18 protein-coding genes are annotated in these 22408 nt (G+C 57.1%); all 18 read left to right on the top strand.

Annotation, left to right across the window (positions count from 1 at the left end):
• The first annotated feature begins 651 nt into the window (after nt 1-651).
• The 18 genes from ACXI0A_RS11380 to ACXI0A_RS11295 all read left to right on the top strand — a co-directional run bounded on the left by ACXI0A_RS11380 (nt 652) and on the right by ACXI0A_RS11295 (nt 22383).
• Nucleotides 652-2922: a type VI secretion system Vgr family protein gene (locus ACXI0A_RS11380; RefSeq protein ID WP_479485255.1), complete on the top strand. Its 2271-nt coding sequence runs from the start codon at nt 652-654 to the stop codon at nt 2920-2922.
• A gap of 47 nt (nt 2923-2969) precedes the next feature.
• A complete protein-coding gene (locus tag ACXI0A_RS11375) occupies nt 2970-5264 on the top strand; it encodes a pentapeptide repeat-containing protein (RefSeq protein ID WP_476148794.1) in 2295 nt (764 codons plus the stop codon).
• 2 nt (nt 5265-5266) lie between these two features.
• Nucleotides 5267-6352, top strand: coding sequence for a pentapeptide repeat-containing protein (locus tag ACXI0A_RS11370; RefSeq protein WP_476148795.1), 1086 nt, complete (start codon nt 5267-5269; stop codon nt 6350-6352).
• A complete protein-coding gene (locus tag ACXI0A_RS11365; RefSeq protein WP_476148796.1) occupies nt 6339-6947 on the top strand; it encodes a DUF3540 domain-containing protein in 609 nt (202 codons plus the stop codon). Before ACXI0A_RS11370 ends, ACXI0A_RS11365 begins: the two co-directional genes overlap by 14 nt.
• A gap of 11 nt (nt 6948-6958) precedes the next feature.
• A complete protein-coding gene (locus tag ACXI0A_RS11360) occupies nt 6959-7339 on the top strand; it encodes a PAAR-like domain-containing protein (protein WP_476148797.1) in 381 nt (126 codons plus the stop codon).
• Between the two features lie 61 nt (nt 7340-7400).
• A complete protein-coding gene (locus ACXI0A_RS11355) occupies nt 7401-7904 on the top strand; it encodes an SH3 domain-containing protein (RefSeq protein ID WP_476148798.1) in 504 nt (167 codons plus the stop codon).
• Nucleotides 7904-8395: a type VI secretion system lipoprotein TssJ gene (tssJ, locus tag ACXI0A_RS11350; RefSeq protein ID WP_476148800.1), complete on the top strand. Its 492-nt coding sequence runs from the start codon at nt 7904-7906 to the stop codon at nt 8393-8395. The genes ACXI0A_RS11355 and tssJ overlap by 1 nt, the downstream gene beginning before the upstream one ends.
• 19 nt (nt 8396-8414) lie before the next feature.
• A complete protein-coding gene (gene tssK, locus ACXI0A_RS11345; RefSeq protein WP_476148802.1) occupies nt 8415-9758 on the top strand; it encodes a type VI secretion system baseplate subunit TssK in 1344 nt (447 codons plus the stop codon).
• Nucleotides 9759-9779: 21 nt separating this feature from the next.
• A complete protein-coding gene (locus ACXI0A_RS11340) occupies nt 9780-11003 on the top strand; it encodes a DotU family type VI secretion system protein (protein ID WP_476151066.1) in 1224 nt (407 codons plus the stop codon).
• 11 nt (nt 11004-11014) lie between these two features.
• A complete protein-coding gene (gene tssM / locus ACXI0A_RS11335) occupies nt 11015-14602 on the top strand; it encodes a type VI secretion system membrane subunit TssM (protein ID WP_476148804.1) in 3588 nt (1195 codons plus the stop codon).
• Nucleotides 14599-15282, top strand: a complete 684-nt coding sequence (gene tagF, locus ACXI0A_RS11330; protein WP_476148805.1) for a type VI secretion system-associated protein TagF — start codon at nt 14599-14601, stop codon at nt 15280-15282. The genes tssM and tagF overlap by 4 nt, the downstream gene beginning before the upstream one ends.
• 10 nt (nt 15283-15292) lie before the next feature.
• Complete coding sequence (gene tssA / locus ACXI0A_RS11325) at nt 15293-16309, top strand: type VI secretion system protein TssA (RefSeq protein ID WP_476148807.1); 1017 nt, start codon at nt 15293-15295, stop codon at nt 16307-16309.
• Between the two features lie 25 nt (nt 16310-16334).
• Nucleotides 16335-16907 carry a type VI secretion system contractile sheath small subunit gene (gene tssB, locus ACXI0A_RS11320; protein WP_476148809.1) on the top strand — a complete coding sequence of 191 codons (573 nt, stop codon included), beginning with the start codon at nt 16335-16337 and terminating at the stop codon, nt 16905-16907.
• A complete protein-coding gene (gene tssC / locus ACXI0A_RS11315; RefSeq protein ID WP_476148812.1) occupies nt 16900-18399 on the top strand; it encodes a type VI secretion system contractile sheath large subunit in 1500 nt (499 codons plus the stop codon). The genes tssB and tssC overlap by 8 nt, the downstream gene beginning before the upstream one ends.
• A 63-nt stretch (nt 18400-18462) precedes the next feature.
• Entirely contained in the window at nt 18463-18945 is a 483-nt protein-coding gene (locus ACXI0A_RS11310) for an Hcp family type VI secretion system effector (protein WP_100700099.1), read from the top strand.
• Between the two features lie 69 nt (nt 18946-19014).
• Entirely contained in the window at nt 19015-20712 is a 1698-nt protein-coding gene (gene tagH, locus ACXI0A_RS11305; RefSeq protein WP_476148814.1) for a type VI secretion system-associated FHA domain protein TagH, read from the top strand.
• Complete coding sequence (locus ACXI0A_RS11300; protein WP_476151068.1) at nt 20712-21488, top strand: protein phosphatase 2C domain-containing protein; 777 nt, start codon at nt 20712-20714, stop codon at nt 21486-21488. The genes tagH and ACXI0A_RS11300 overlap by 1 nt, the downstream gene beginning before the upstream one ends.
• 10 nt (nt 21489-21498) lie before the next feature.
• A complete protein-coding gene (locus tag ACXI0A_RS11295) occupies nt 21499-22383 on the top strand; it encodes a hypothetical protein (RefSeq protein ID WP_476148816.1) in 885 nt (294 codons plus the stop codon).
• Nucleotides 22384-22408 lie beyond the last annotated feature (25 nt).

The following is a 22408-nucleotide window of genomic DNA, read 5'->3' as shown; positions in this document are numbered from 1 at the left end:
GTGAGAAAAGTGAATTGGAAACATGAGGATTATTCAATATCAGAATGAAAGATCGTCAGGTTACAAATAAACAACAGATATGTACAAAAATTGCCAACTCATCAGAACTATTCGATGTTTATTTGCGTTATATCACACTTATGCCCTACTTTAATTGCTGGCGACTTTAGGAAATCCGGCCCCAATAAATAACTTCCCGTTAAAGTTGCGCAGGATATCTTACCCAGTTAATACCATAACCTACCGCTATATTTTTCTCGTGACTCATCTAACCGAAGCGAATAATGGGTCATAATAAAAATTTATTTTTCACTTCAAATTAAAGTCATACAGGAAATACCACTTCACTTAACCCTCTCGCAGAGCAATATCCATGGGGAATGTCTATTTGTCATACTAAAGATGACAATTAAAATAAAAGCGTTATGTTTTCGTTAGCAAAGTGTTTAGGAAGTTTCTTATCTTCACACAGGCCAGCAAATAATATAAAAACGTTAAAAGTTTTGTAAATTCGGATCATTACACAGAGCCTCCCTTTAAACGGAATTAAGTGCTCAGCAGGTTTTTATTGCCGTTTTATTTCAGGGTGCAAAATTAGAATATTTTGCGGTCCGTGCGGTAGCCATGCCGAAATAAAAACAAAGGGTGATTATGGATCGTGTCGTCGTTGCGCATTCCCCACTGGGTGAATCACTGGTATTTAAAAGCATGACAGGCCATGAAGCACTGTCTTGCCTGTATCAATATGACATTGAATTTCTTAGCAAAGATAACAGCATTGCTTTACCTGATTTGTTGGGTAAACCGTTAACGCTGGAGCTGAATCCGCGCCCTGGCGTCACACGTTATCTGAGCGGAATTATTACGCGCATGGCATTTGTTGGTCACGAAAAGCATCGGGAAGAATATTATACTTATCGTGCGGAGGTCAGACCTGAATTATGGTATCTGACGCAAAATCGCGGTTTCCGTATTTGGCAAAAAAAATCAGTTAAGCAGATCATCGAAACGGTCTTGAATGACTCTGGTATTACTTTTGAAAATAAACTCACCGGTAGCTATCGCGAATGGGAATTCTGCGTGCAGTATCAGGAGAGCACCTTCGATTTCATTCAACGACTGATGGAACATGAAGGGATCTATTTTTATTTCGAACATACCATGGATAAACAGACGCTGATTCTGGCTGACGATCCCTCTGTCCATAAGCCCTTTTCCGGCTATGACTGCATTGAGTATCATCAGGCGGCAGCAGGCGGATATGTGAATGATGAAAGCATCAATATCTGGCAAACCAGCGCCGGCATTTCACCCAGCCTTTATCAACACGATGATTACAATTATCTGGAAAGTAATGCTGATCTTTCCGCAAATGGCCAGATCGGTCAGTCGCACGCGCAAAAAACCGCAACCCAGCGCGAATGGCCGGGGCAATATCCGCAGCAAGGTGACGGGCAAAATTACGTCACGGTACGTCAGCAGGAGTTTGCGGCACGTCAGCTGGAGTCCGATGGCGTGGGTGATGCCTTTGGACTGGCGCCTGGATATACCTTTGCACTGACCAAAGCCCCGCGAGCCAGCGACGAAGGCCAATCTTTTCTGATTACCGCCGTGGATTACCAACTGGTGGAGAACAGCTACGCCAGTAACGACGAAGACTTCACGCGCCACTGCTTTACCTTTCGCGTGGTGCCCGCCACGGTTAACTGGCGCCCGGCCCGTAACACACGCTGGCCGCGCACCAGCGGCCCGCAAACGGCCGTGGTGGTCAACGCCCCCGATGCCAGCAAAGGCGACAACAGTACGGTGGCTACCGACGAATATGGTCGCGTGCGGGTGAAATTTCTGTGGTTTAAACCTGACAACGAACAGGATCTCTACTCCTGCTGGTTGCGTGTCGCCAGCGGCTGGGCGGGTAGCCAACAGGGCCATTACCAAATTCCGCGAGTCGGCGAAGAAGTGGTGGTGGATTTTATTAATGGCGACCCGCATATGCCGGTGATCACTGGCCGCGTGTTTAATAATCTGCAAACTCTTCCGGTCGGCGAAAGTCTGTTAACCATTGGCAGTGAAGGCGATATCGCTGATAGCGACACCATTACCGCCGAAGCCGCCTCATCCTGGTCCTGGTCGAAAAGCGGTGTCTGGACGCGCTCAGTGGGTAACAGCGATGCCAGCAACGGCAACTTTATCTCGTTCGAAGATTTATCGGGCGAAGAGTCACTGGATATTCACGCGCAAAAAGATCTCAACCTCTCGGCAAACAATGCCATCAAGATTTATGCCGCCAAAGAGGGAGACGGCGCGCTGAAAATTTGGGCACCTGGCAAAGTCACCATCCACAGCAATGACACGGTCTCCACCAGCGCACCCACCACCTATCACACCTCGCGCGGCAGTTACTACACCGTCACCGGCGCGAATTTCACCACCACCGGCATCGGCCTGACCATCAACGGCGTCAATGGCACGGTGAACGCCGTCAGCAACGTCGCTGCCAGCACCAGCGATTTCGCTGTGAAAGGGGTGAGCATGGATTACACCTACCTGAAGCGCAGTAAGACCCAGGTTGAATACAAAGCTGATTTGCAGCGTTTCGAGCAGGTTCCATTTTACACCCTGCGCACCAACATGATGTCGATCATGAGCGGCGCGGTCAGTGAAGGACTCGGGAATACCCTGAAAGAGAAAATCCAAAAACTCACTGATGAACGCGATGCACGCAAGACCATCAAGCAGGAAGCCGACGATAAGAAGAAAACCGATTGGGAAAAACAGCGCGAAGAGAAGGTGACGCAGAAAAATAACCCACAGACGCGTGAGCAAGCCGAGCGGGACAACAACAACAACAACAACAACAACAATAACAACGCTGATAACGACAGCGACTCTGACAGCGAATACTTCGATGCTGAAGGTTGAAGCGATGGCTGCTGACCGCGCGAGCTCACTGACAGGGAAGTTGAACGATGAACCTCATTAAACCTAACCACCTGAGCCTATTGTCACGCCCCTATCGCTGGCAGCAACAGGATTACCTCGGCGTTGCGGCGATTGCCCTGCTGGACATGTCAGCCACCCCGGCCTTACGTGATGAGCAAACTCTCTGGCAGCGTGTTGGAGAAGTGCTGCAATCGCCCGACGGCGTGTTGGATATGTCCATCCCCAAGGCCTGTGCTGAATTTATGGTCAGTGGTTTTGCCCACGCCGTACCGGAGCAAACGCAGGTTGATGTGCTGATTCAGATCGACCAACTGCGCAAGCAGCAACGCGTTGCGAACGGCGAATCGGTGCAAATGCATGCCATCTCCATGGACCATCCGATGCGTCAGGCGCTAATGGGGCAGGATTTCGATGACCGCTGGCTGCAACATGATTACCCAGGTTTCCCACGCGATACCGACTGGCGCGTGTTTAATCAAGCCGCCGCCGATCAGTGGTGGTCAGAGCAGGAGGCGTTGCCACGAGGTGCCACCTGGCGCATCGAAAATATGCATCCGCAGCAGCCGATCATGCAGGGCCAATTGCCCCTATGGCAGGCGCAGGCATTTATCACGCGCCAGCGGCAGGATGAAATCCTGTTTGAAGCCCTGACAATGCGCGCAACCACCCTGCACTTTTTGCCGCACTGTAACGAACTGATACTGATCTGGCACGGCTGCTGCGCCATCAATCACGATGATGCCTTTGACGTGCAATCGCTGATGGTTGCACTGGAACGTGAAGACGCGCCGCGCGGTGTTGAGCACTATCGCCATATCCACCAGCAGCGTAGCAACGATCCTGATGCAGCATTGCACGCACTGCGTGAAAGCGACTTGATTGATGCAGAGATTCTCACCCACGTGGCCTCCACCGCGCTGAACCGTGATCCCGGCCCGTTGGTGCAAAACCTGATGCGTTATGAACAACAGCAACGCCAGCAGTTCAATCAACCGGTGCCGGAAAGCAGCCTGCATAAATTCGCCATAGAAGACGATTTGGCCAGTCAGTTTACGCGGCAGGAAGCAGAAGGTGAGCAGCAGTATCAGCAGATGATGACGCGCTATGAGCAGGAATCACAACGCAGTCACGCGGCATCATTACCATTGCCCGATGGCGCAAGCCAGTATCGCCAGCAGCGCGATGAACTGCATGCCAATCGTCAGCTGCTCGGTCCGCAAGACAGCGACATTGCGCGTAGCGAACAGGCGTTACTCGACAGCTATCGCCTCACCGCGCAGCAGCAGCCCTCTGCACCGCGCCTCAGTCTTGCTGCCTCAGAGGCCCAGCGTCAGCAGCTTATTGCCTGCATGCGCGGCGACAAAGACGCGCGCGGTTGGGATTTGACCGGAGCCGATCTTTCCAGTCTCGATCTGCGCGGTATCGATCTGGAAAACGCGCTGCTGGAGAACACCGATTTCAGCCACTGCCAGTTGGACGGTGCCGATCTGCGCGGTGCAGTGCTGGTGCGCGCTGAGTTCCATCACACGAGCCTGACGCACTGTCTCTTAGACGGGGCCAATCTGGCGCAGGCGCAATGCTGGCACAGTGACTTCAGTGACAGCAGCCTGCACGAAGTCGAGTTGGAAGCGTGTCAACTCGAACACTGCCGCTTTGAGCGTGCGCTGCTGCGTCAGCTGTTTATCCAACAAGCGACGATAGCCCACTGCAACCTGCAACATGCCCTGCTCGATCGCTGCGACCTGATGAACTTGTCGCTGGAAGCACTGGATTTCGGCCACGCGCATTTTCTCCAGAGCAACCTGATTCAGTGCAGGTTAAACACAGTGCGCTTTAATCACGTCAACGCGCAAGGCCTCTCGCTGGTGACCTGTACCTCATCCGATCTCTGCTTTGACGATGCCCAGCTGAAACAGTGCATGTTTACCGCGCAGAGTCAGTTACCTCAGGCGCATTTCCGCCGCGCCACACTGACCGAATGTAACTTGCGCGACATCGATTTGCAGGCGGCCAATTTCGATCAGGCCACACTGCACAACAGCGACCTCAGCGGCGCCAATTGTCGCGGTGCCAGCCTGCAGTTGATGCGCACTCATCATAGCCGTTTCGTGCGCACCGATTTCCGCGCCGCGCGGTTAACAGGCAGCCTGCTGCTCGGTGCCGATTTGCAGAAAAGCCAGCTCGCAGGCTGCGATTTCAGTGACTGCAATCTGTTCCGCGCGGATTTGTCGCAGACCCTTACCGATTCTCACACCCATTTCGGGGATGCGTTGACCGACGGCATGAAAACGCTGCCGCGTCGCCGCGAACATCAGGTATAGACATGACGCCAAATCAAATTCAGCACGCCATTAAGCAAGGCAACATCATTCATGCTATTGCTCCCCCAGAGCGTAACTTCGCCGGCATGGACCTTTCCGGTGGGAGTTTTATCGCGGTAGACCTGACTGGAGCCGATTTTCGCGGCTGCAATTTACATGAAACGCAATTCAGCGAATGCCAGCTGACCGCAGCGCAGTTTGATCAGGCGCAGCTTCGCGAGACGCTGTTTAGCCAATGCCAGATGGTCGCCACCCAGTTCAGCGGCTGCACGCTAACCGATTGTCTGTTCAATCAGTGTCAGTTGATGGAAAGCGACTTCAGCGAAAGCATCCACATCAACAGCCAGTTCAATAAAGGCGACCTCAGTGACAGCAGTTTCCTGCTGGCGTCGCTGTTTCAGAGCGGTTTTATCGAACTTTCGGCGTACCAGATGCTGCTGCGTCATGCCAGCCTTGAACAATGTACGCTGATGAGCCTCGACCTGCGGCGCAGCGATCTGCACAGCAGCCGCTTTGCGCTCTGTACTTTCTATCAGTGCGATATGCGCGGCGGCGACTACCGCCAGCAGCATTTCGCCCGTAGCCAGTTCACTGCCAGCAAATTGGATGAAGCCAGTTTTCAGGGCGCTGAACTGATGCAGTGCAATTTTAGCCAGGTATCGCTGCGTGCGGCGGATCTGCGCGAGGTGCAGGCCACGCAGGCGCTGTTTACCGGCAGCGTGATGTGCGAAGCACGCTGTCACCAGGGCAACTTCAATCAGGCCATTTTTATGCAGGCCCAGTTGGAGGATGCCGATTTCAGCCACTGCCAGCTCCAGCGCGTGGTGCTGCAGCAGGCGCATGCCGCACGGACCAACTTCCAGCACAGCCAGTTGCACTACGCCGACTTCTCTTACGCCACGCTGGATCACGCCGATCTGCGTGACGCGCACTTTGCCCATACCCGCTTGCATCGTGCCAGCCAGCAGCAGAGCCGCTTCTCCAGTCGTGAGGGCATCATTGAACAGGATGAAGCGCTGTTTGCTGCTGAAAACTGGCAGCCACACACGCGGTTAACACCCCACGAGGATCGCCATGAATCACGCTGAAAAAACCGTTGCCATGCCGCTGGAGCTGCCGTTACAGGCTGAAGGGCGAGTGCTGAGCATCGACGCAACCGGAGCCGTTCAGGTGCTGATCGACGGCCGCCTTTGGCACGGCCAGCGCGCCGCCAGTTGCCTGCTGACTCCGCAGGTGGATGACCGCGTGCTGCTGTACCGCGCCGGTGAGCAGCTGTGGCTACTGGCGGTATTGGTGCGCGCCCAACCGCAGCAAGCTGCCGAGCTGCACTGCGAAGGCGACTTAACGCTTAGCACCAGCCAGAAACTCACGCTGCGCAGCCCACAGTTTGAGTTGGCCGCGCAACACGGCGACTGCCAGATCGACGAACTCAACTATCGCGGCGAAAAAGTCGCGCTGTGGGTCTCGCTGAGTCGTTTGTTTGGGCAACGCTGCGAAAGCGTCTGGGACAGTCTGAGCCAGATCAGCCATCACCTGCTGCGCCGCACCACCCACACCGAGCAAGTGCGGGCGGGCCAGTTGGATATCAAAACCAGTCAACTCACCCGCCTGCGCGCGCCGACCACGTTGATCAGCAGCGAAGCGCTGACGCGTGTCGACGGCAAACAGATTCACATGGGTTAAGAGGGAACAGCATGTTTGCAAATTGTCAGTGTGGTGGCACCGATCAGGCGATTGCCGATGTGTGCAAAACCCCGGCCCCGGTCACCTTCGTCAATCTGGCTCTCGGTAACACCGCGGTGCCGACGGCCAGTACGGTGCTGTTCACCGGTATGCCTGCGCACAACCTCTCCACCATCACGCCGATCACCCAGGGTGATGAAGCGGGCTTACTGGGTGGCGTGATTTCAGAAACCTTCATGGGTTTATCGCGCCATCTCACTGGGTGTAACTCATTGCTCATCAACGGTATGCCCGCCACGCGGATGGGCAGCGTGACGCAGCAAAACGTCGCCAACGCGCCCGGTGTACGCATAACGCCAAGCCAGACCACGGTGGCCTTGCTGGCGACATAAGCACTACCACTGCGTACCCATTTTGATGACTCATGTTTTTTTACACAGGACGTTGATAAAAATGACAAAACAGCACAGCAGACTCCCCCTTCTCGCCACCCTTTTCGCCACGGCGCTGCTTGCCGGCTGCAAGGCTCCGCCTCCCATCGTCACGGCGGATACCCTTGAAACCAGCACCGTCAACCAGGTGGCGCTGGTGCACATGCACATCATCCAGGCTCCTCAACAGTTCACGCCGGTCAACGCCGCTTATCGCACCCTCTATCCGGCGTCTTTGATGAACCGGCCCGACTTCAGTGGATTACGTATGGAGACGCTGGATGCCGGTGCCACGCTGCAAGTGCTGGGCGAGGTGGAGAACAGCTGGCTGGCAGTATCGACGCAAGATAACGGGCAACTCAGCGGCTATATCCCTTACCGCGCTGCCGTCACGGCAGATCGCTACAGTGCCACGGTGAAAGCGCAGGCAGCGCGTCCACGTCGTGCTCAGCAGCAATGTATTGGCGTGGGCTCGGGTGACCAGGCGTGTCGTAAAGGCAGCTCATCGACCTGGATCATTCAGTAATGAAGGCGCGTATCGCGGTGCTGTGTGGGCTGTTGCTGTTACTCAGCGGCTGTATGTCTTCGTCACGTCAGGTGCCGGCCAACTGGCAACTGACGCTGAACGCTGCGCCAAACGCCAACAACGGCGCGCCGTTAAAGGTGCGGGTGTTTGTGCTGCGTTCTGATGCCAACTTCCAGTCGGCTGATTTTTACTCACTGCAAAACAACGCATCAACGGTGCTGGGCGCGGATCTGCTGGATACCCAGCAGCGTTTTCTGACCTCGCAGCAACCCCAGCAAACTCTGAGCGGCAGTCCGTCACTGGAGGCGCGCTATCTGGGGGTGATCGCCGAATACGCCAGTCTGAACGGCAAAGCCTGGCGCGTGGTAGTCCCGCTGCCCGCCCCCACCGACACCAATTTCTACAAGTTCTGGCAATTCTCGCCCGATGCACTGCACGGACAGGTGAACGCCACCGCAGCCGGTCTGCATCTTACGGCTCAAGACGATTAAACGGACTGAGGAAGACGCTATGCACACCGCAGACAAGGTGATTTGGAGTGAAGGGATGTTTTTACGTCCTCACCATTTTCAACAGTCGGAACGCTGGCTGGAAGCATACAGCCGCAGCTGGGGCAAACTGCAGTGTCCGTGGCACTGGGGCTTTATGACGCTGAGTATCGATCAGGCTCTGTTGCGTCAGGGCAAACTAGCGATTGCTGAAGCCAGCGGACTGTTGCCCGACGGCACGCCCTTTGTGATTAACGGCGCGGAGAATGGCCCAGCACCGCTGGCCTTGAGCGACGTGCAGGAGCCTATCGACGTCGTGCTTGCCTTGCCGGAACAGCGTCAGGGCCAGACCGAAGTCATCTTCAGCGATGCCAGCGATTCACTGGCGCGTTATCTCAGCCAGGATCGTGAAGTTGACGATCTTAATGCCTCCTCGGTGGGCCGCGCGCCGATGCAATTTGGTCGCCTGCGTCTGTGCCTGATGCCCGCCGCTGACCTTAACGCCGAATGGACCGCCGTCGGCGTGGCGCGCGTGAAGAGCAGCGGCAGCGATCGCGCCCTGACGCTCGACAGTGATTACATTCCCCCGCTGCTCAACGGTCATGTTTCTCCGGCCATCAGCGCCTTTCTCAACGATATGCAGGGCCTGCTGCAGCAGCGCAGCGAGCAGATGGGCGAACGTTTGCAGCAAGCGGGACGCGGCGGCAATACCGAGATGATCGATTTCATGTTGCTGACGCTGATCAACCGCTACATCGGTCAGGTGGCTCACAGCCGCCGCCTGCCACAGCTGCATCCTGAACGCCTGTTCAGCGAGTGGCTGCAGTTTGCCACTGAATTATCCAGCTGGTCTCCGTCGCGTCGGCCCGGTGAGCAGCTGCCGGTATATGACCACGATAATCTCTATCTCAGCTTTAGCCGCCTGATGATTCAACTGCGACAGAGCCTGTCACTGGTGATGGAAGAAAATGCGCTGCAGCTGACGTTAACCGAACGCTCACACGGCCTGTACGTCGCGACAGTGTCCGATGTCAGTTTGATTCGCGATTACGGCTTTGTGCTGGCAGTGCGCGCCGATCTGCCGGGTGAAATGCTGATCACCCACTTCCCGGCGCAGATGAAAATTGCCCCGGTGACGCGCATTCGTGACCTGGTGCAATTGCAGTTGCCCGGTATTGCTTTACGCGTCATGCCCGCCGCACCGCGACAGATTCCCTGGCACTCCGGCTACGTCTACTTCGAGCTCGAGCGCAGCGGTGATTTGTGGCAGCAGATGGCGAAAGCCGAAGCTTTTGCGTTGCACCTCGCGGGGGAATTCCCGGGACTCGACCTGCAACTTTGGGCGCTGCGCCATGCGCGCAATTAAGCACGGAGAAAAGCGATCATGATGCAGCCGCAGTCACTCAATGGCGAACTGGAAGCCGCCTCAGCGCATGAGAATCCGCTGGTGGCGATTGCCAATCCGTTGATCAATTCCATCGCGCAACTGCGCCATTCGGTAACCCATGACAATCCAGCGGGCCTGCGTCAGCAGCTGATCGACCTGGTGCGCCGCTTTGAAGTGGTGTGCCAGCAGGCGCAACTGCCGTATGAAACCATCGTCGGCGCTCGCTATTGCCTGTGCACTTCGCTGGATGAAGCGGCAGCACTCACGCCGTGGGGCAGTCGCGATGTCTGGCCGCGCAGCGGATTACTGGTCACCTTCCACAATGAAACCTGGGGGGGCGAGAAGTTTTTCCAACTGCTGGCGCGCCTGTCGCAGCATCCGCAACAAAACATCCTGTTGCTGGAGCTGATGAACGCCTGCCTGCTGCTCGGTTTCGAAGGCCGTTATCGCATTATGGAGAACGGCCGCACGCAGCTGGAAACCCTGAAACTGCGACTGCTGCAGCTGATTCGCTCCGTGCGCGGTCCTTATCCGCCGCCGCTGTCACCGCAGCCGCTGGATGAGCCGGTGCAACAAAAGCTGTGGAAGCCGCTGATCCCGTTGTGGAGTTTTGCCGCCCTGCTGGCGCTGCTCGGCTGTGCGGTGTACATCGCGCTGAACTGGCGCCTCAACCACTTCACCGCGCCAGTGCTCTCTGCCATTTACCAAACCGATCTGCCGAAAGTGGATATCGCCCGTCCGGCGGCGCCGGCGGCACCGACGCTGGACCTGCGCCACTTCCTCGCGCCCGAAATCGCTGAAGGACTGGTCACGGTACGTGATGAAGCCACCCGCAGCGTGGTGCTGTTGCGCGGTGACGGGGTGTTTGATTCCGCGGCCACCACCATTCGCGAGCGTTATCGCCCGGTGATCCGTCGTATTGCCCAGGCCATGGACAACGTCAACGGCCAGATTCGCGTCAGCGGTTACACCGACAACGTGCCGATTCGCAGTGCGCGCTTTAACTCCAACTACGCGTTGTCACTGGCGCGAGCCCAGTCGGTACAGGAGATGCTGGCGCAGGATCTGCAGCAGCCGCAACGCATCATCGTGGAAGGACGTGGCGAGAGTAACCCGCTGGCACCCAACGATTCCGCAGCCAATCGCGCACGTAATCGCCGCGTCGAAATCACCCTGCTGGTTGCGCCTAAACAGACAGAAACCGAACTCAACAGCGTGCATTAAAAGGAATGGCCATGATTCGCACTGTGTTTTCCATTGCCACCAGCCGCCTGATGTGGAGTGGCCTCGGCATTACCGCACTCTGCTTACTGATTTGGACCGTCGGCCCGCTGGTGGCGATTGGTGACTATCGTCCGCTGGAATCGGCGCTGTATCGTTATATCGCCATCGCCGTGCTGTACACGCTGTGGATCAGCTACCGCGTGGTGCCGCGCCTGTGGCGTCGCTGGCAAAACCGTCGTCTGGTACAAAAAATCGCGCCGGTTGAAAGTGCACCCGCCGATGAAATGTCAGCAGAGCATCCACTGGCAGAACGATTCAGTGAGGCCACACAGTTGCTGCGCCAGGCACGTTTCAATCGCCCGGAAAGCCGTCGCTGGCCACGCTGGATGCAAAAGCTCAATCGACAATATCTGTATCAATTGCCCTGGTACATGCTGATTGGCGCGCCGGGAGCAGGGAAAACCACCGCGCTGGTCAACTCGGGCCTGCACTTCCCGCTGGCGGCGCAGTTTGGCAAAACCGCACTGCGCGGCGTCGGCGGCACGCGGCACTGCGACTGGTGGTTTACCGACGAAGCGATCCTGCTGGATACCGCCGGGCGTTACACCACTCAGGAAAGCGACCGTCAGCAGGATGCCTCAGAGTGGCGCAGTTTTATCGGATTGCTGAAGAAATACCGCCCACGCCAGCCGGTAAACGGCGCCATCATCACCATCAGCGTCGGCGATTTGTTGAGTGAGTCCGAGGATGTTCGCCATCAACAGGCCAGCGCCCTGCGCAAACGCCTGCTGGAACTGCGCGATCAGCTGGCGATCCCCTTCCCGGTTTATGTGCTGGTGACCAAAACCGACTTGCTGAAAGGCTTTACCGCCAGCTTCGGTGCCATGAGCAAAGCACAGCGCGACCAAATCTGGGGCTTTACCTGGCCCTGGAGCGAAGATCAGCTGGACTTAGGATCGGCATTCGAACCGCAGTTTGACCGCTTACATCAGCGCCTTGATGCCGGTCTCGCCGACCTGATGATCAATGAACATAACAGCCTGAAGCGCGCCGAAATGTATCTTTTCCCCCAGGAGTTTCTGGCGCTGAAACCCCTGCTGAAACACTACCTGGATGTGGTATTTGCCACCTCGGGTTATGACGCCAAACTGATCCCTCGCGGCGTCTATTTCACCAGCGGCACTCAGGAGGGCCTGCCCTTCGACCGTGTTATGGGCCAGATGAGCCGGGCGCTGCGCTTACCGGCGCTGCGCGCCCCTGATGCTGAGCCCCCTCAGCCGGGCCACGGTCAGAGTTTCTTCCTGCATCAAATGCTGACCGAAGTGGTGTTCAAAGAGGCCGGGCTGGCAGGCATTAATCGCTGGTGGGCGATGCGTAATCGCCTGGTGCATTTGGTCACCTACGGCGTACTGGCGGCGCTGCTGTTGCTGGCGCTGATTGTCTGGTTTACCAGCTATCACCGCAACAAAGGGTATCTCGCCGAAGTGCAAACGCGAGTGCCGGATATTGAGAAACAAAGCAAAGCGCTATCGCCTCTCAATGGTGAAAACCTCTTCTCACAGCTGCCGTTCCTGAATAACCTGGCGGGTCTGCCCACCAGCGATAAGATCAGCGACTTGCAACAGCCGCCTCTCAGCTGGCGCGCCGGTTTATATCGCGGCGAAGAAGTCTCGACTGCCTCGGATTCACTCTATCAACGTGCGCTGGAACAGATGCTGTTGCCGGTTATTGCCCGCAACATCACCGACTGGCTGCGCAATGATAACGGCAGCGACGTGGATTACAGCTATGAGGCGCTGAAAGCTTATCAAATGCTTTATTTGCCGCAGCACTATGACGGCAAATTCCTGCACGCCTGGGTGATGCTCAACGTGCAACGCACGCAGGGCGCCAATGCCCCGCAGGCACAGTTAAAGGCGCTGGATTATCACCTTGGTCAGCTGCTTGATGACAAGATCAACGCCTCTCCGTTTGAGCGCGATGAGCCACTGGTGGTGCGTCAGATCGAAATGATCAGCCGCTCACCGCTGTCAACACGCGTCTACGGTCGTCTCAAGCGCCTGCTGATGCCGCGCATCACGCCGGGCGTCAGCGTGGTCAATCTCAGTGGCGCGCAAACCGAACTGGTGTTCAGCCGTAAAAGCGGTAAGCCGTTGACCGAAGCCATTCCTGGCTTCTTCACCCCCGCCGGATATTGGGGGCCGTTTAACAGCAATATTAAAAACGTGGCGGCCAGTTTGTTGCAGGAAGATCGTTGGGTGCTAACCCGCCGCGAAAGCGCCGACGAGCAGAACACACTGGAAGAGACGGTGCGCCGTCTGTACCTCGACGATTATATGCGTCAGTGGGATGCGCTGCTGCAGGACATTCAGCTTCAGCCGATCAATAGCCTCGACGCCCGCATCAACATGGCGCGCTTGCTGTCCGGACGCACCTCACCACTGCGCCAGCTGATCATTAATCTCAGCCGCAATCTGACGCTGACACCACCCGAGGATGAGAAAGCCAAACAGGATCAGCCGTCACTGCTGGAACGCAGCACCCATTACGTCAATAACAACGCCACCGCCACCTTGCAGGCCCTGTTCCGTGCACGTAAGGCGGCACAGAGTGGCAACATTGAAGCACCCGAGCAGCGGGTGATGGCGCACTTCGCCAGCATCATTGAGCAAGCACAGGTCAGCGATCCTAAACAGAGCAGCATCCCATTTGATGCACAGCTGAAAGACATCGACGATCTCTACAACTATCTCACCGCCGTGCATGACGCCAGCAACAGCGGCATGTCACCGCCGGACAGCAGCATTATCTCCCGTATGCAGGCCGATGCCGGTCGTCAACCCGAACCGTTCCGTACCCTGTTGCTGGAGTTAGCCGTCGGCGCCAGCAGCGATACGCAAAAACGCGATATGAGCAATATGCAAAAGCGTGTCGGGGTGGAAGTGGGCAGCTTTTGCCGCAGTGCGATTGCCGGGCGCTATCCCTTCAACCGCACCTCGGGCACCGATGTGACACCTGACGATCTGGCGCGCATGTTCGCGCCAGGCACCGGGCTGATGGACAATTTCTTCCGCGACAATCTCGCCAGCAAAGTGGATACCACCCACAGCAACTGGCGCTATGCCCCCGGTGTCGATGGAAAAACCTTGCCTGGCGGCACCAGCCTGCTGCGCCCATTCCAGCAGGCGCAGGCGATTCGCGAAGCGCTATTTGCCAACGGTTCAACCACGCCAACCTATCGCCTGACCATTACGCCTGTTGGTATGGATAACAGCATTCTGAACCTGACGCTGGATGTAGACGGTCAGATCCTGCGCTACAGCCACGGCCCGCAGACACCACAGGTGGTGAGCTGGCCGGGCAGCGGCAATACCCAGCAGGTGCGCATGCAGATTGGCCTGACCGATGGCACCACCAATACGCTCAACACCAGCGGTCCGTGGGCGCTGAATCGCCTGTTCGATAAAGCCAGCCTGAGCCCTGCCAGTGGCCAGAGCCAACGTGCCACCTTCTCGCTCGGCGGCCATCAGGTGGTATTGGCTTACACGCCAAACAGCGTGCGCAATCCGCTGCAACTGCCGGGGTTTAGCTGCCCATGACTACACCGTTAAACAGAACTTCACCTTTGGGCTGGTACGGCAAACTACCGGGTAGCGGTGACTTTATGCGTCGTCGCCTGCCCGCGCGGCTGGTGGATAACTGGGCGCAGTGGTTTCAAAGCAGCCTGCCGCGTTTAGCACAACAGCCCGCCAGCGGTCGTGCGCCGGTGTGGAATTTCATCATTCCCGCGACCCTCGGCGTGCCGATGATTCAGATGGGTTGTCTGCTGCCGACGCGCGATCGGGTGGGTCGCCAATATCCATTGTGCGCGATGCAGTTATTTGCACCGGCTGACTGGCACGCCATGCAGTTACACACCGCCGGTGACTGGTATCACCAGTTAGGTAAAACCCTGACGCTGGCGGTGCAAAACCGCTACAGCGGCGACCAATTTGATCGCGCACTCAACGCGTTACCGGCGCAGCTGGCACGACCGCCACAGTCAGATGTGTTTGATGTGATCGGTTATCAGGATACCCCCTGCAACCTCAACTGGCCGCAGGTGGTGCACTACTTTGACCCCGCGCAATACAGCAGTTTCTGGTGGAGTAACCAGAGTGACGGCAGCGCCTTTTACAGCCATTCGCACAGCGGCAACTTCACCACCCAGTTGTTTTTGCGGTTGTTCAATCCACCCCATGCCAGCCGCGGCGAACCGCCGTTGTTCGGTCAGTCTTAACGGTGAATAGATGAATATCGATGCCCTTCTTACGCCGCTGCGTGATGATGCGCCCTGCGGTGATGACCTCGAATACGATGCCGCGTTTATGGCACTGGAGCAGGCGCGCAGTGGCAAAACGGAACAGCAGTTTGGCAACACCATCATTCCGGCCGAGCCACCCGACTGGCAATTGGTGGCACAGCAGGCCGAACATCTTTTGATCCGCACGCGGGATATTCGCTTGCTGCTCATCCTTTCTGAAGCCCGGACGCACACTCAGGGTTTACCAGGCTGCGCGGCTGGTATCACGTTGCTCAGTGAATCCATCGCGCGCTACTGGCCAACGCTACATCCGGCGCTGGAGTTTGACGGCGAGCCGGATCTGCTGATGCGCGTCAGCGCACTGGCGGCGCTCGGTTCGCAATCGGGCCTATGCCGGGCCATGCGCAACAGTTGGTTGCTGAAAAGCGCCACCGGTGAAATTACCCTGCGGGATGCCATCGCCCTGCTCGACGGCAGCAAAAGTGAAGTAGCAGAGTTCCCCGGCGGGATCGCGCGTTTACGTGAAGCACTGCAGCACCCTGACTTCGCCAACGCGGAGGCCATCCGCACGCTGGCACAGCAATTCACTCAGCTGCGACAGTCGCTGGAACAGCATCTGGATGCGGCGGATCGGCCGGATCTCGCAACCACAGAAAAAGCGCTATCGCTGCTGCTGCCGTTACTGCCGGTACAGGCGGCTCCGCCGGTTGAGGCAGAACCTGTAGCCGAAGAAGCAGCATCAGAGCCCTTGCAGCCTGCGGCTACTGGAAGCCCTGCACCGCTCAGCTGGCAGCAGGTTCCGATCCAGTCTCGCGCTGATGCCGAGTTGATGCTGGAAAAAATCCGCCTCTACTTTCAGCAACACGAACCGAGCCATCCGGCACCCATCATGCTCGAACGCGTACAGCGTCTGATTCAACTCGATTTCCTCGACATTATTCGTGACCTGGCGCCAGACGCCGTCACCCAACTGCAGGGCCTGTTTGGCCGTGCGGGCGAATAAACGCCTGATCTCAGGCACATAACTCATGGAGAACACTATGGCTAACTTCCCCACCATTAAACGCGCCCGCAGTGGACAGAAGTTCATCTCGCGCAACCGTGCGCCACGCGTGCAGATCGAGTATGACGTGGAGATTTACGGCTCAGAACGCAAGGTGCAGCTGCCTTTCGTGATGGGTGTGATGGCCGATCTGGTGGGGCAACCCACGGAAGATCAGCCGGAGATCGCTGAGCGTAAGTTCCTCGAAGTGGATATCGATAACTTCGATGAGCGCATGAAAGCGCTGAAGCCGCATCTGGCCTATCACGTGGACAACACCCTGACCGGTGAAGGCAAGGTCGGCGTCGATCTCACCTTTAACAGCATGGAAGATTTTCTGCCGGATGCGATTGTGCGCCGTGTGGATCCGCTTAATGAGCTGTTGGAAGCCCGGACGCAACTCTCCAACCTGCTCTCCTACATGGATGGCAAAAACGGTGCAGAAGCGCTGATTGCCGAAGTGCTGAAAAACCCGACCTTACTGAAAACGCTGGCAGCAGCCCCTAAACCGGCGACCGCCTCGAACGATGAAAGCGAAACGGAGAAACACGATGAGTAATGCTGCATCTCAAACTGCACGCCTGCAGACGGAAACCGTTACGCAGAGCGACTTCAGCGCGCTGCTGAACAAAGAGTTTCGCCCGAACAACGATCAGGCGCGTGACGCCATTTCACAGGCGGTACAAACCCTCGCCGCGCAGGCGCTGGAAAACACCCTGCCGGTGTCTGACGATGCCTACCGCACCATTCAGGCGCTGATCGCTGAAATTGACGCCAGGCTATCGCAGCAGGTCAACGCCATCATGCATCACGAGAGTTTTCAGCAGCTCGAAGGCGCCTGGCGCGGCCTGCATTATCTGGTGAACAACACCGAAACCGACGAGATGCTGAAAATCCGCGTAATGAACATCAGCAAAAAAGAGCTGAGCCGCACGCTGAAACGTTACAAAGGCGTGGGCTGGGATCAGAGCCCACTGTTCAAGAAAATCTACGAAGAAGAGTATGGCCAGTTTGGCGGCGAACCTTACGGCTGCCTGGTCGGAGATTACTACTTTGACCACAGCCCGCCAGATGTCGAGCTGCTGGGCGAACTGGCGAAAATCGGTGCCGCCGCGCACTGTCCGGTGATCACCGGTGCGGCCCCCAGTGCGCTGCAGATGGAGTCCTGGCAGGAACTGGCTAACCCACGCGATCTCACCAAGATCTTCTCCAACACCGAATACGCCGCATGGCGCACGCTGCGTGAGAGTGAAGACACCCGCTATCTCGGTCTGGTGATGCCGCGCTTCCTCGCACGTTTACCTTACGGTGTCCGCACTAACCCGGTCGATAGCTTCGATTTCACCGAAGATACCGAAGGTGCCACCCATAAGAACTACACCTGGGCCAACGCCGCTTACGCCATGGCCGCCAACATCAACCGCTCATTCAAACAGTTTGGCTGGAGCACCTCGATTCGCGGCGTGGAGTCCGGCGGTTCGGTGGAGAATCTGCCGTGCCACGTATTCCCGACCGATGACGGCGGTGTGGACATGAAATGCCCAACCGAAATCGCCATCAGCGATCGTCGTGAAGCCGAACTGGCGAAAAACGGCTTTATCCCGCTGGTACACCGGAAAAACTCTGACTTTGCTGCCTTCATCGGCGCGCAGTCACTGCAAAAGCCAGAGGATTATTACGATGCCGATGCCGCCGCCAACGCCCAACTCGCGGCGCGCCTGCCATACCTGTTCGCCTGCTGCCGTTTCGCGCACTACCTGAAGTGCATCGTGCGCGACAAGATCGGCTCCTTCCAGGAGCGCGCCGATATGGAGCGCTGGCTTAACTCATGGATCATCCGCTACGTCGATGGGGATCCGGTCAACTCCACCCAGGAAACCAAAGCCCGCAAGCCACTGGCCGATGCGCGCGTCACCGTTGAGGAACAAGAAGACAATCCGGGCTACTACGCCGCGAAATTCTTCCTGCGTCCGCACTACCAGCTTGAAGGCCTGACGGTTTCTCTGCGTCTGGTATCGAAACTCCCTTCGCTGAAACAGCAGCAAGGATAAAACCCTCTGGGCGCACATTTTCGCCCATTTTTTGCTTGTTCATTACTAAGGAGTGTTATCAGCATGACCATCGCAATGTATCTGAAGCCGGAAGGCGTGGAAGGCGAATCTAAAGACTCAGCACACACCGGCTGGATCGATATTCTTTCTTTCAACTGGGGGGCGAATCAGCCGAATAACATGAGCGTGGGCGGCGGCGGCGGTGCAGGTAAAGTCAATTATCAGGACCTGCACGTGCATGCTCGTATCGACAAAGCGACACCAACGCTGATGTTGTACTGCTCCAACGGTAAGCATATCCCTACCCTTGAGTTCCACGTGACCAAAGCCGGTGGCTCACAGATTATTTACAACAAAATCAACCTGACAGAAGTGCTGGTGACCAGCGTGCAGTTCACCGGTTCACGTGATGATGACACCGTAGGAATCGAGTATTCGTTCCAGGCGGCGCAGGTCGAAGATATTTACACCCAGCAGTCGGAAGACGGTGCTGCGGGTGCAGATACCACCTTCGGCTGGAATATCAAAACCAACACCGCGTCTTAATCGATTCCGATCGGTTTGTTGGGGCGTCCTTCGGGGCGCCCTCGCATGCACTTTTTGCAGGTAATGCCTATGCGATTCACCCTTGTTGAGAGTAAAAACGGCGTACAGCCTCCGCTGACCAGCGTTGATTTCTACCCGCCAGGCGGCACCATTGGCCGCAGTGAAGACAACAACTTTATCCTGCCCGACGACAGTCGTACCATTTCGCGGCTGCAACTGCTGGTACATACCTCTGCCGAAGGCGAATGCCGCATCACTAATCGCGGTAACGTGATCAACGTGGATTTCAACGGCATTCCGCTGGAGCACGGTCGCCAGGTGGAATTACAGAGCGGCGATCTGCTCGGCATCGGCGATTACACGCTGGAAGTGAGTGAGATTGATGGGCAAATGCCGGCACCTCGCGTCTCAATGCCGTCCTCTGCACAGGCGAAAGCGGTTCCGCGCAGCGCTGATGTGAACGTGCCTGGTGAGATTTGGGACAGTTTGTCGCGGGATTTTGCCGCGCCCAAAGTGGCTCCTGCCGCGCCCGATGCGCAGCATCCTCTTACCCAACCCGCCGCGAAAGCGCTCAATCCGATTGATCCGTTGAGCCAGGAATCACAGCACACGGATCTGACAGAGCTTGGCGTACGCGAAAGCGATCCGGCACGCCTGTTTACCGACAACGACCTGTTCCAACAGCCCACTATTTTGCAGGATGCCACGCCCACGACGCTGCGCGATCAGCCGCGAATGGCGCACCCGCAACCGCAAACCGAACTCGACCCTCTGGCGCTGTTTGGCAGCAGCGGCAGCACGCAGCCTGATGACAGCGATCCCTTTGGTCTGATGAACGGCCAGGCGCAGCCTTTAACGCCGCCTGACCTGTTTCAGCCGGAAGCCGCGCCTGCGTTCGCTGCGCAGCACACGCCACCACCCGCTGCGGTGCAGACTCCAGCACCAGTCACTTCTGCATTAGCACCATCATCGCCAACTGCAACACCAGCAACACCATTGCCATTGTCAGAAATACCGCTATCTGAACCCGCACCGATCCCGACACCGCGTGTTCAGCAAGGGCAACCCGAGCACTCCAATGCCCGTCGAGCCAGTGGCCGCATGGGCATCGATCCGGTGAGTTACAAAACCGCCGCCCAGCGACGTGCAGCGAATACGCCAGGCGTGGAGTCAGAACTTTTGCAGGCGTTTCTTGAGGGAGCCGATCTCGCCGACCTGGATAGCCAGCCGCATCTCGACAAAGAGCAGATGCATCTGCTGGGCCAGCTGCTGAGTCTGTTTTCGCAAGGCACCGTCGCGCTGTTGTCCTCACGCACCATGCTGAAACGTGGCGTGAATGCCGAAATGACCATGATCCTCGAACAGGCAAATAACCCGTTCAAGCTGCTGCCCTCCGGCAAAAGCGTGCTGGTGCAGATGTTTAGCAGTCAAATGCCAGGTTTTATGGAGCCGGAAAAAGCCGTGCGCGATGCGCTGGTCGACTTACAGGCGCATCAGCTCGGCATGATTGCCGGTATCCGGGCCATCATTACCGCCATGCTGCAATCCTTTAACCCCGATAACTTGCAGCAGGAAGAGAGTGGCCGCCATCTGTTTTCCGCCTCACGTAAGGCCGCGCGCTGGGATGCGTTCGTGAAACGTTATCAAACCATCGCCAGTGAAATTGACGACGATTTCCACACCTTGTTTGGCGAAGCCTTCCTGCACGCCTACGACGTCGAAGTGAACCATTACAAAGACCTGCAAACGCAAAAAACGGATCAATGATGAATATAACGTTCGCGTCCATCAGCCATCAGGGCAAACGCAGCACCAATCAGGATCGACTGGCGAATGCGCTGGGCGCCCGCGCCGCCTGCTTCGTGATGTGCGACGGCATTGCGGGCGAGAACGGCGGCGACACCGCTGCACGTCTGGCATGCGACACCATCATCACCCAGTTTGACGGCGACAATCATCTGGATGCACAGCGCATTCGCGGTTATATCGCCTCCGCCAATCAGGCGATCAAACAGCAGCAGCACAATCACGACGCCCTGAAAAACATGGGCACCACGCTGGTGAGTTTGTTTATCGACCGTGATTACCAACTCGCTTATTGGGCGCATGCCGGAGACAGCCGCCTGTACCACTTTCGGCGCGGCTACCTGCTGGAAATGACGCGCGATCATAGTCTGGCGCAGCGCATGCAGGACGCGGGTTATCCCAGCGAGGCGATCAACCAAAATCTGCTCTATTTCGCGCTGGGCATGAAAGAGGAGCGTGAAGCCAGCTACAGCGATGTGCTGGCGCTGGAAGATGGCGATGTCTTTTTGCTGTGTACCGATGGCTTCTGGCACGAGATGGACGTCAGTGACCTGGAGCAAACCTTGCGCATGGTGAGCCATCCGCAAGAGTGGCTGGCGCTGTTGCAGCGAATGAAGCCCGAGGACAACGGTGACAACTTTAGCGCCATGGCGGTGTGGATGGGCGATCCGCAAGAGTCCACACTGCTGAGTTCGCTGGGCGATGCGCAGCGTATTTTGTTATCGCAGCGTGATTAAGGAGGCCGCCGTGAAAACTGCTTCTGCAATGCTGTTGTCGCTGCTGCTGTTACCGGTGGTGAGCGAAGCCAAAAGCGTGCGCATCGTCTGGTCACCCACACTGCGTCTTAGTGCCTGGCTGGATAACGTGGTGGATGGGCGCGTCAAAAGCTGGTGTGACGATAGCGTGGCGCTGCACTTCGAACCGCAGGGCGAGCTAAAACCGGACGCACTGGAAACCTTCGTGCCGCAGGTTGGCAAGCTGCTACAACGCCAGTGTCACGGCCTCGACACGCTGCACTGGACGCTGATCGACAGCAGCGGCAAAGCAGTGCGTGAAGGTGATGTGACGGCGAAAGAGAACTGGCGCGTCCCGCCAAAACCGAAAGTCGTGGTCGCGCAAGCGGATACCACACCGTGGCAGCGTTTCCGCATCAATGATAACTGCCAATTGCGCACCTATTGGCCCAGCAACGGCGACGCCCGTTTTACCATCGGTGCGCAACCTCAGTGTGACAAAGAGGGTTGGATCAGTGGCGCCGGTACGTTGCATCAGGGTGATGCCAGCACCGCACTTTGGTTCCTGCAGGGTTATCCGCTGATCGACCTGCCCGCCGGTGCCCGCAACGCGCAGGTGGTGGCGGCTAACAATCAGCGTTTGATTCTCGCCAGCGGCGTGGACGCGCAGAGTTGGTTATTACTGCCATGGGATGCCGAACATCTGGCCTGGCGTTTTCACGGTGATGTGCTGGTGAAAGCCAGCGAAACGCAAACCCGTGATGACAACCTTAATGCCCAGTTAATGGCTGATGCGTTGCATCGCTGGCAGATTGACGCCAGCGCCAGCCAACTCAACTGGCACCGCGTCGATGCGCTCAATCTGCAACAGCGCGATCCCACGCAACCCGCCAGCTGAACCACGCCAGACTGCGTGATCACCT

The sequence above is a fragment of the Pantoea sp. C1E2 genome (genome assembly GCF_056491465.1).
Note: the sequence above shows the minus strand (reverse complement) of the source record. Positions and strands in the feature narration are given on the sequence as shown.

Excerpts from the sequence above, each read along its gene's own strand:
- ACXI0A_RS11380 (WP_479485255.1), top strand. The coding sequence starts at position 652 with ATGGATCGTGTCGTCGTTGCGCATTCCCCACTGGGTGAATCACTGGTA.
- ACXI0A_RS11375 (WP_476148794.1), top strand. The coding sequence starts at position 2,970 with ATGAACCTCATTAAACCTAACCACCTGAGCCTATTGTCACGCCCCTAT.
- ACXI0A_RS11370 (WP_476148795.1), top strand. The coding sequence starts at position 5,267 with ATGACGCCAAATCAAATTCAGCACGCCATTAAGCAAGGCAACATCATT.
- ACXI0A_RS11365 (WP_476148796.1), top strand. The coding sequence starts at position 6,339 with ATGAATCACGCTGAAAAAACCGTTGCCATGCCGCTGGAGCTGCCGTTA.
- ACXI0A_RS11360 (WP_476148797.1), top strand. The coding sequence starts at position 6,959 with ATGTTTGCAAATTGTCAGTGTGGTGGCACCGATCAGGCGATTGCCGAT.
- ACXI0A_RS11355 (WP_476148798.1), top strand. The coding sequence starts at position 7,401 with ATGACAAAACAGCACAGCAGACTCCCCCTTCTCGCCACCCTTTTCGCC.
- tssJ (WP_476148800.1), top strand. The coding sequence starts at position 7,904 with ATGAAGGCGCGTATCGCGGTGCTGTGTGGGCTGTTGCTGTTACTCAGC.
- tssK (WP_476148802.1), top strand. The coding sequence starts at position 8,415 with ATGCACACCGCAGACAAGGTGATTTGGAGTGAAGGGATGTTTTTACGT.
- ACXI0A_RS11340 (WP_476151066.1), top strand. The coding sequence starts at position 9,780 with ATGCAGCCGCAGTCACTCAATGGCGAACTGGAAGCCGCCTCAGCGCAT.
- tssM (WP_476148804.1), top strand. The coding sequence starts at position 11,015 with ATGATTCGCACTGTGTTTTCCATTGCCACCAGCCGCCTGATGTGGAGT.
- tagF (WP_476148805.1), top strand. The coding sequence starts at position 14,599 with ATGACTACACCGTTAAACAGAACTTCACCTTTGGGCTGGTACGGCAAA.
- tssA (WP_476148807.1), top strand. The coding sequence starts at position 15,293 with ATGAATATCGATGCCCTTCTTACGCCGCTGCGTGATGATGCGCCCTGC.
- tssB (WP_476148809.1), top strand. The coding sequence starts at position 16,335 with ATGGAGAACACTATGGCTAACTTCCCCACCATTAAACGCGCCCGCAGT.
- tssC (WP_476148812.1), top strand. The coding sequence starts at position 16,900 with ATGAGTAATGCTGCATCTCAAACTGCACGCCTGCAGACGGAAACCGTT.
- ACXI0A_RS11310 (WP_100700099.1), top strand. The coding sequence starts at position 18,463 with ATGACCATCGCAATGTATCTGAAGCCGGAAGGCGTGGAAGGCGAATCT.
- tagH (WP_476148814.1), top strand. The coding sequence starts at position 19,015 with ATGCGATTCACCCTTGTTGAGAGTAAAAACGGCGTACAGCCTCCGCTG.
- ACXI0A_RS11300 (WP_476151068.1), top strand. The coding sequence starts at position 20,712 with ATGAATATAACGTTCGCGTCCATCAGCCATCAGGGCAAACGCAGCACC.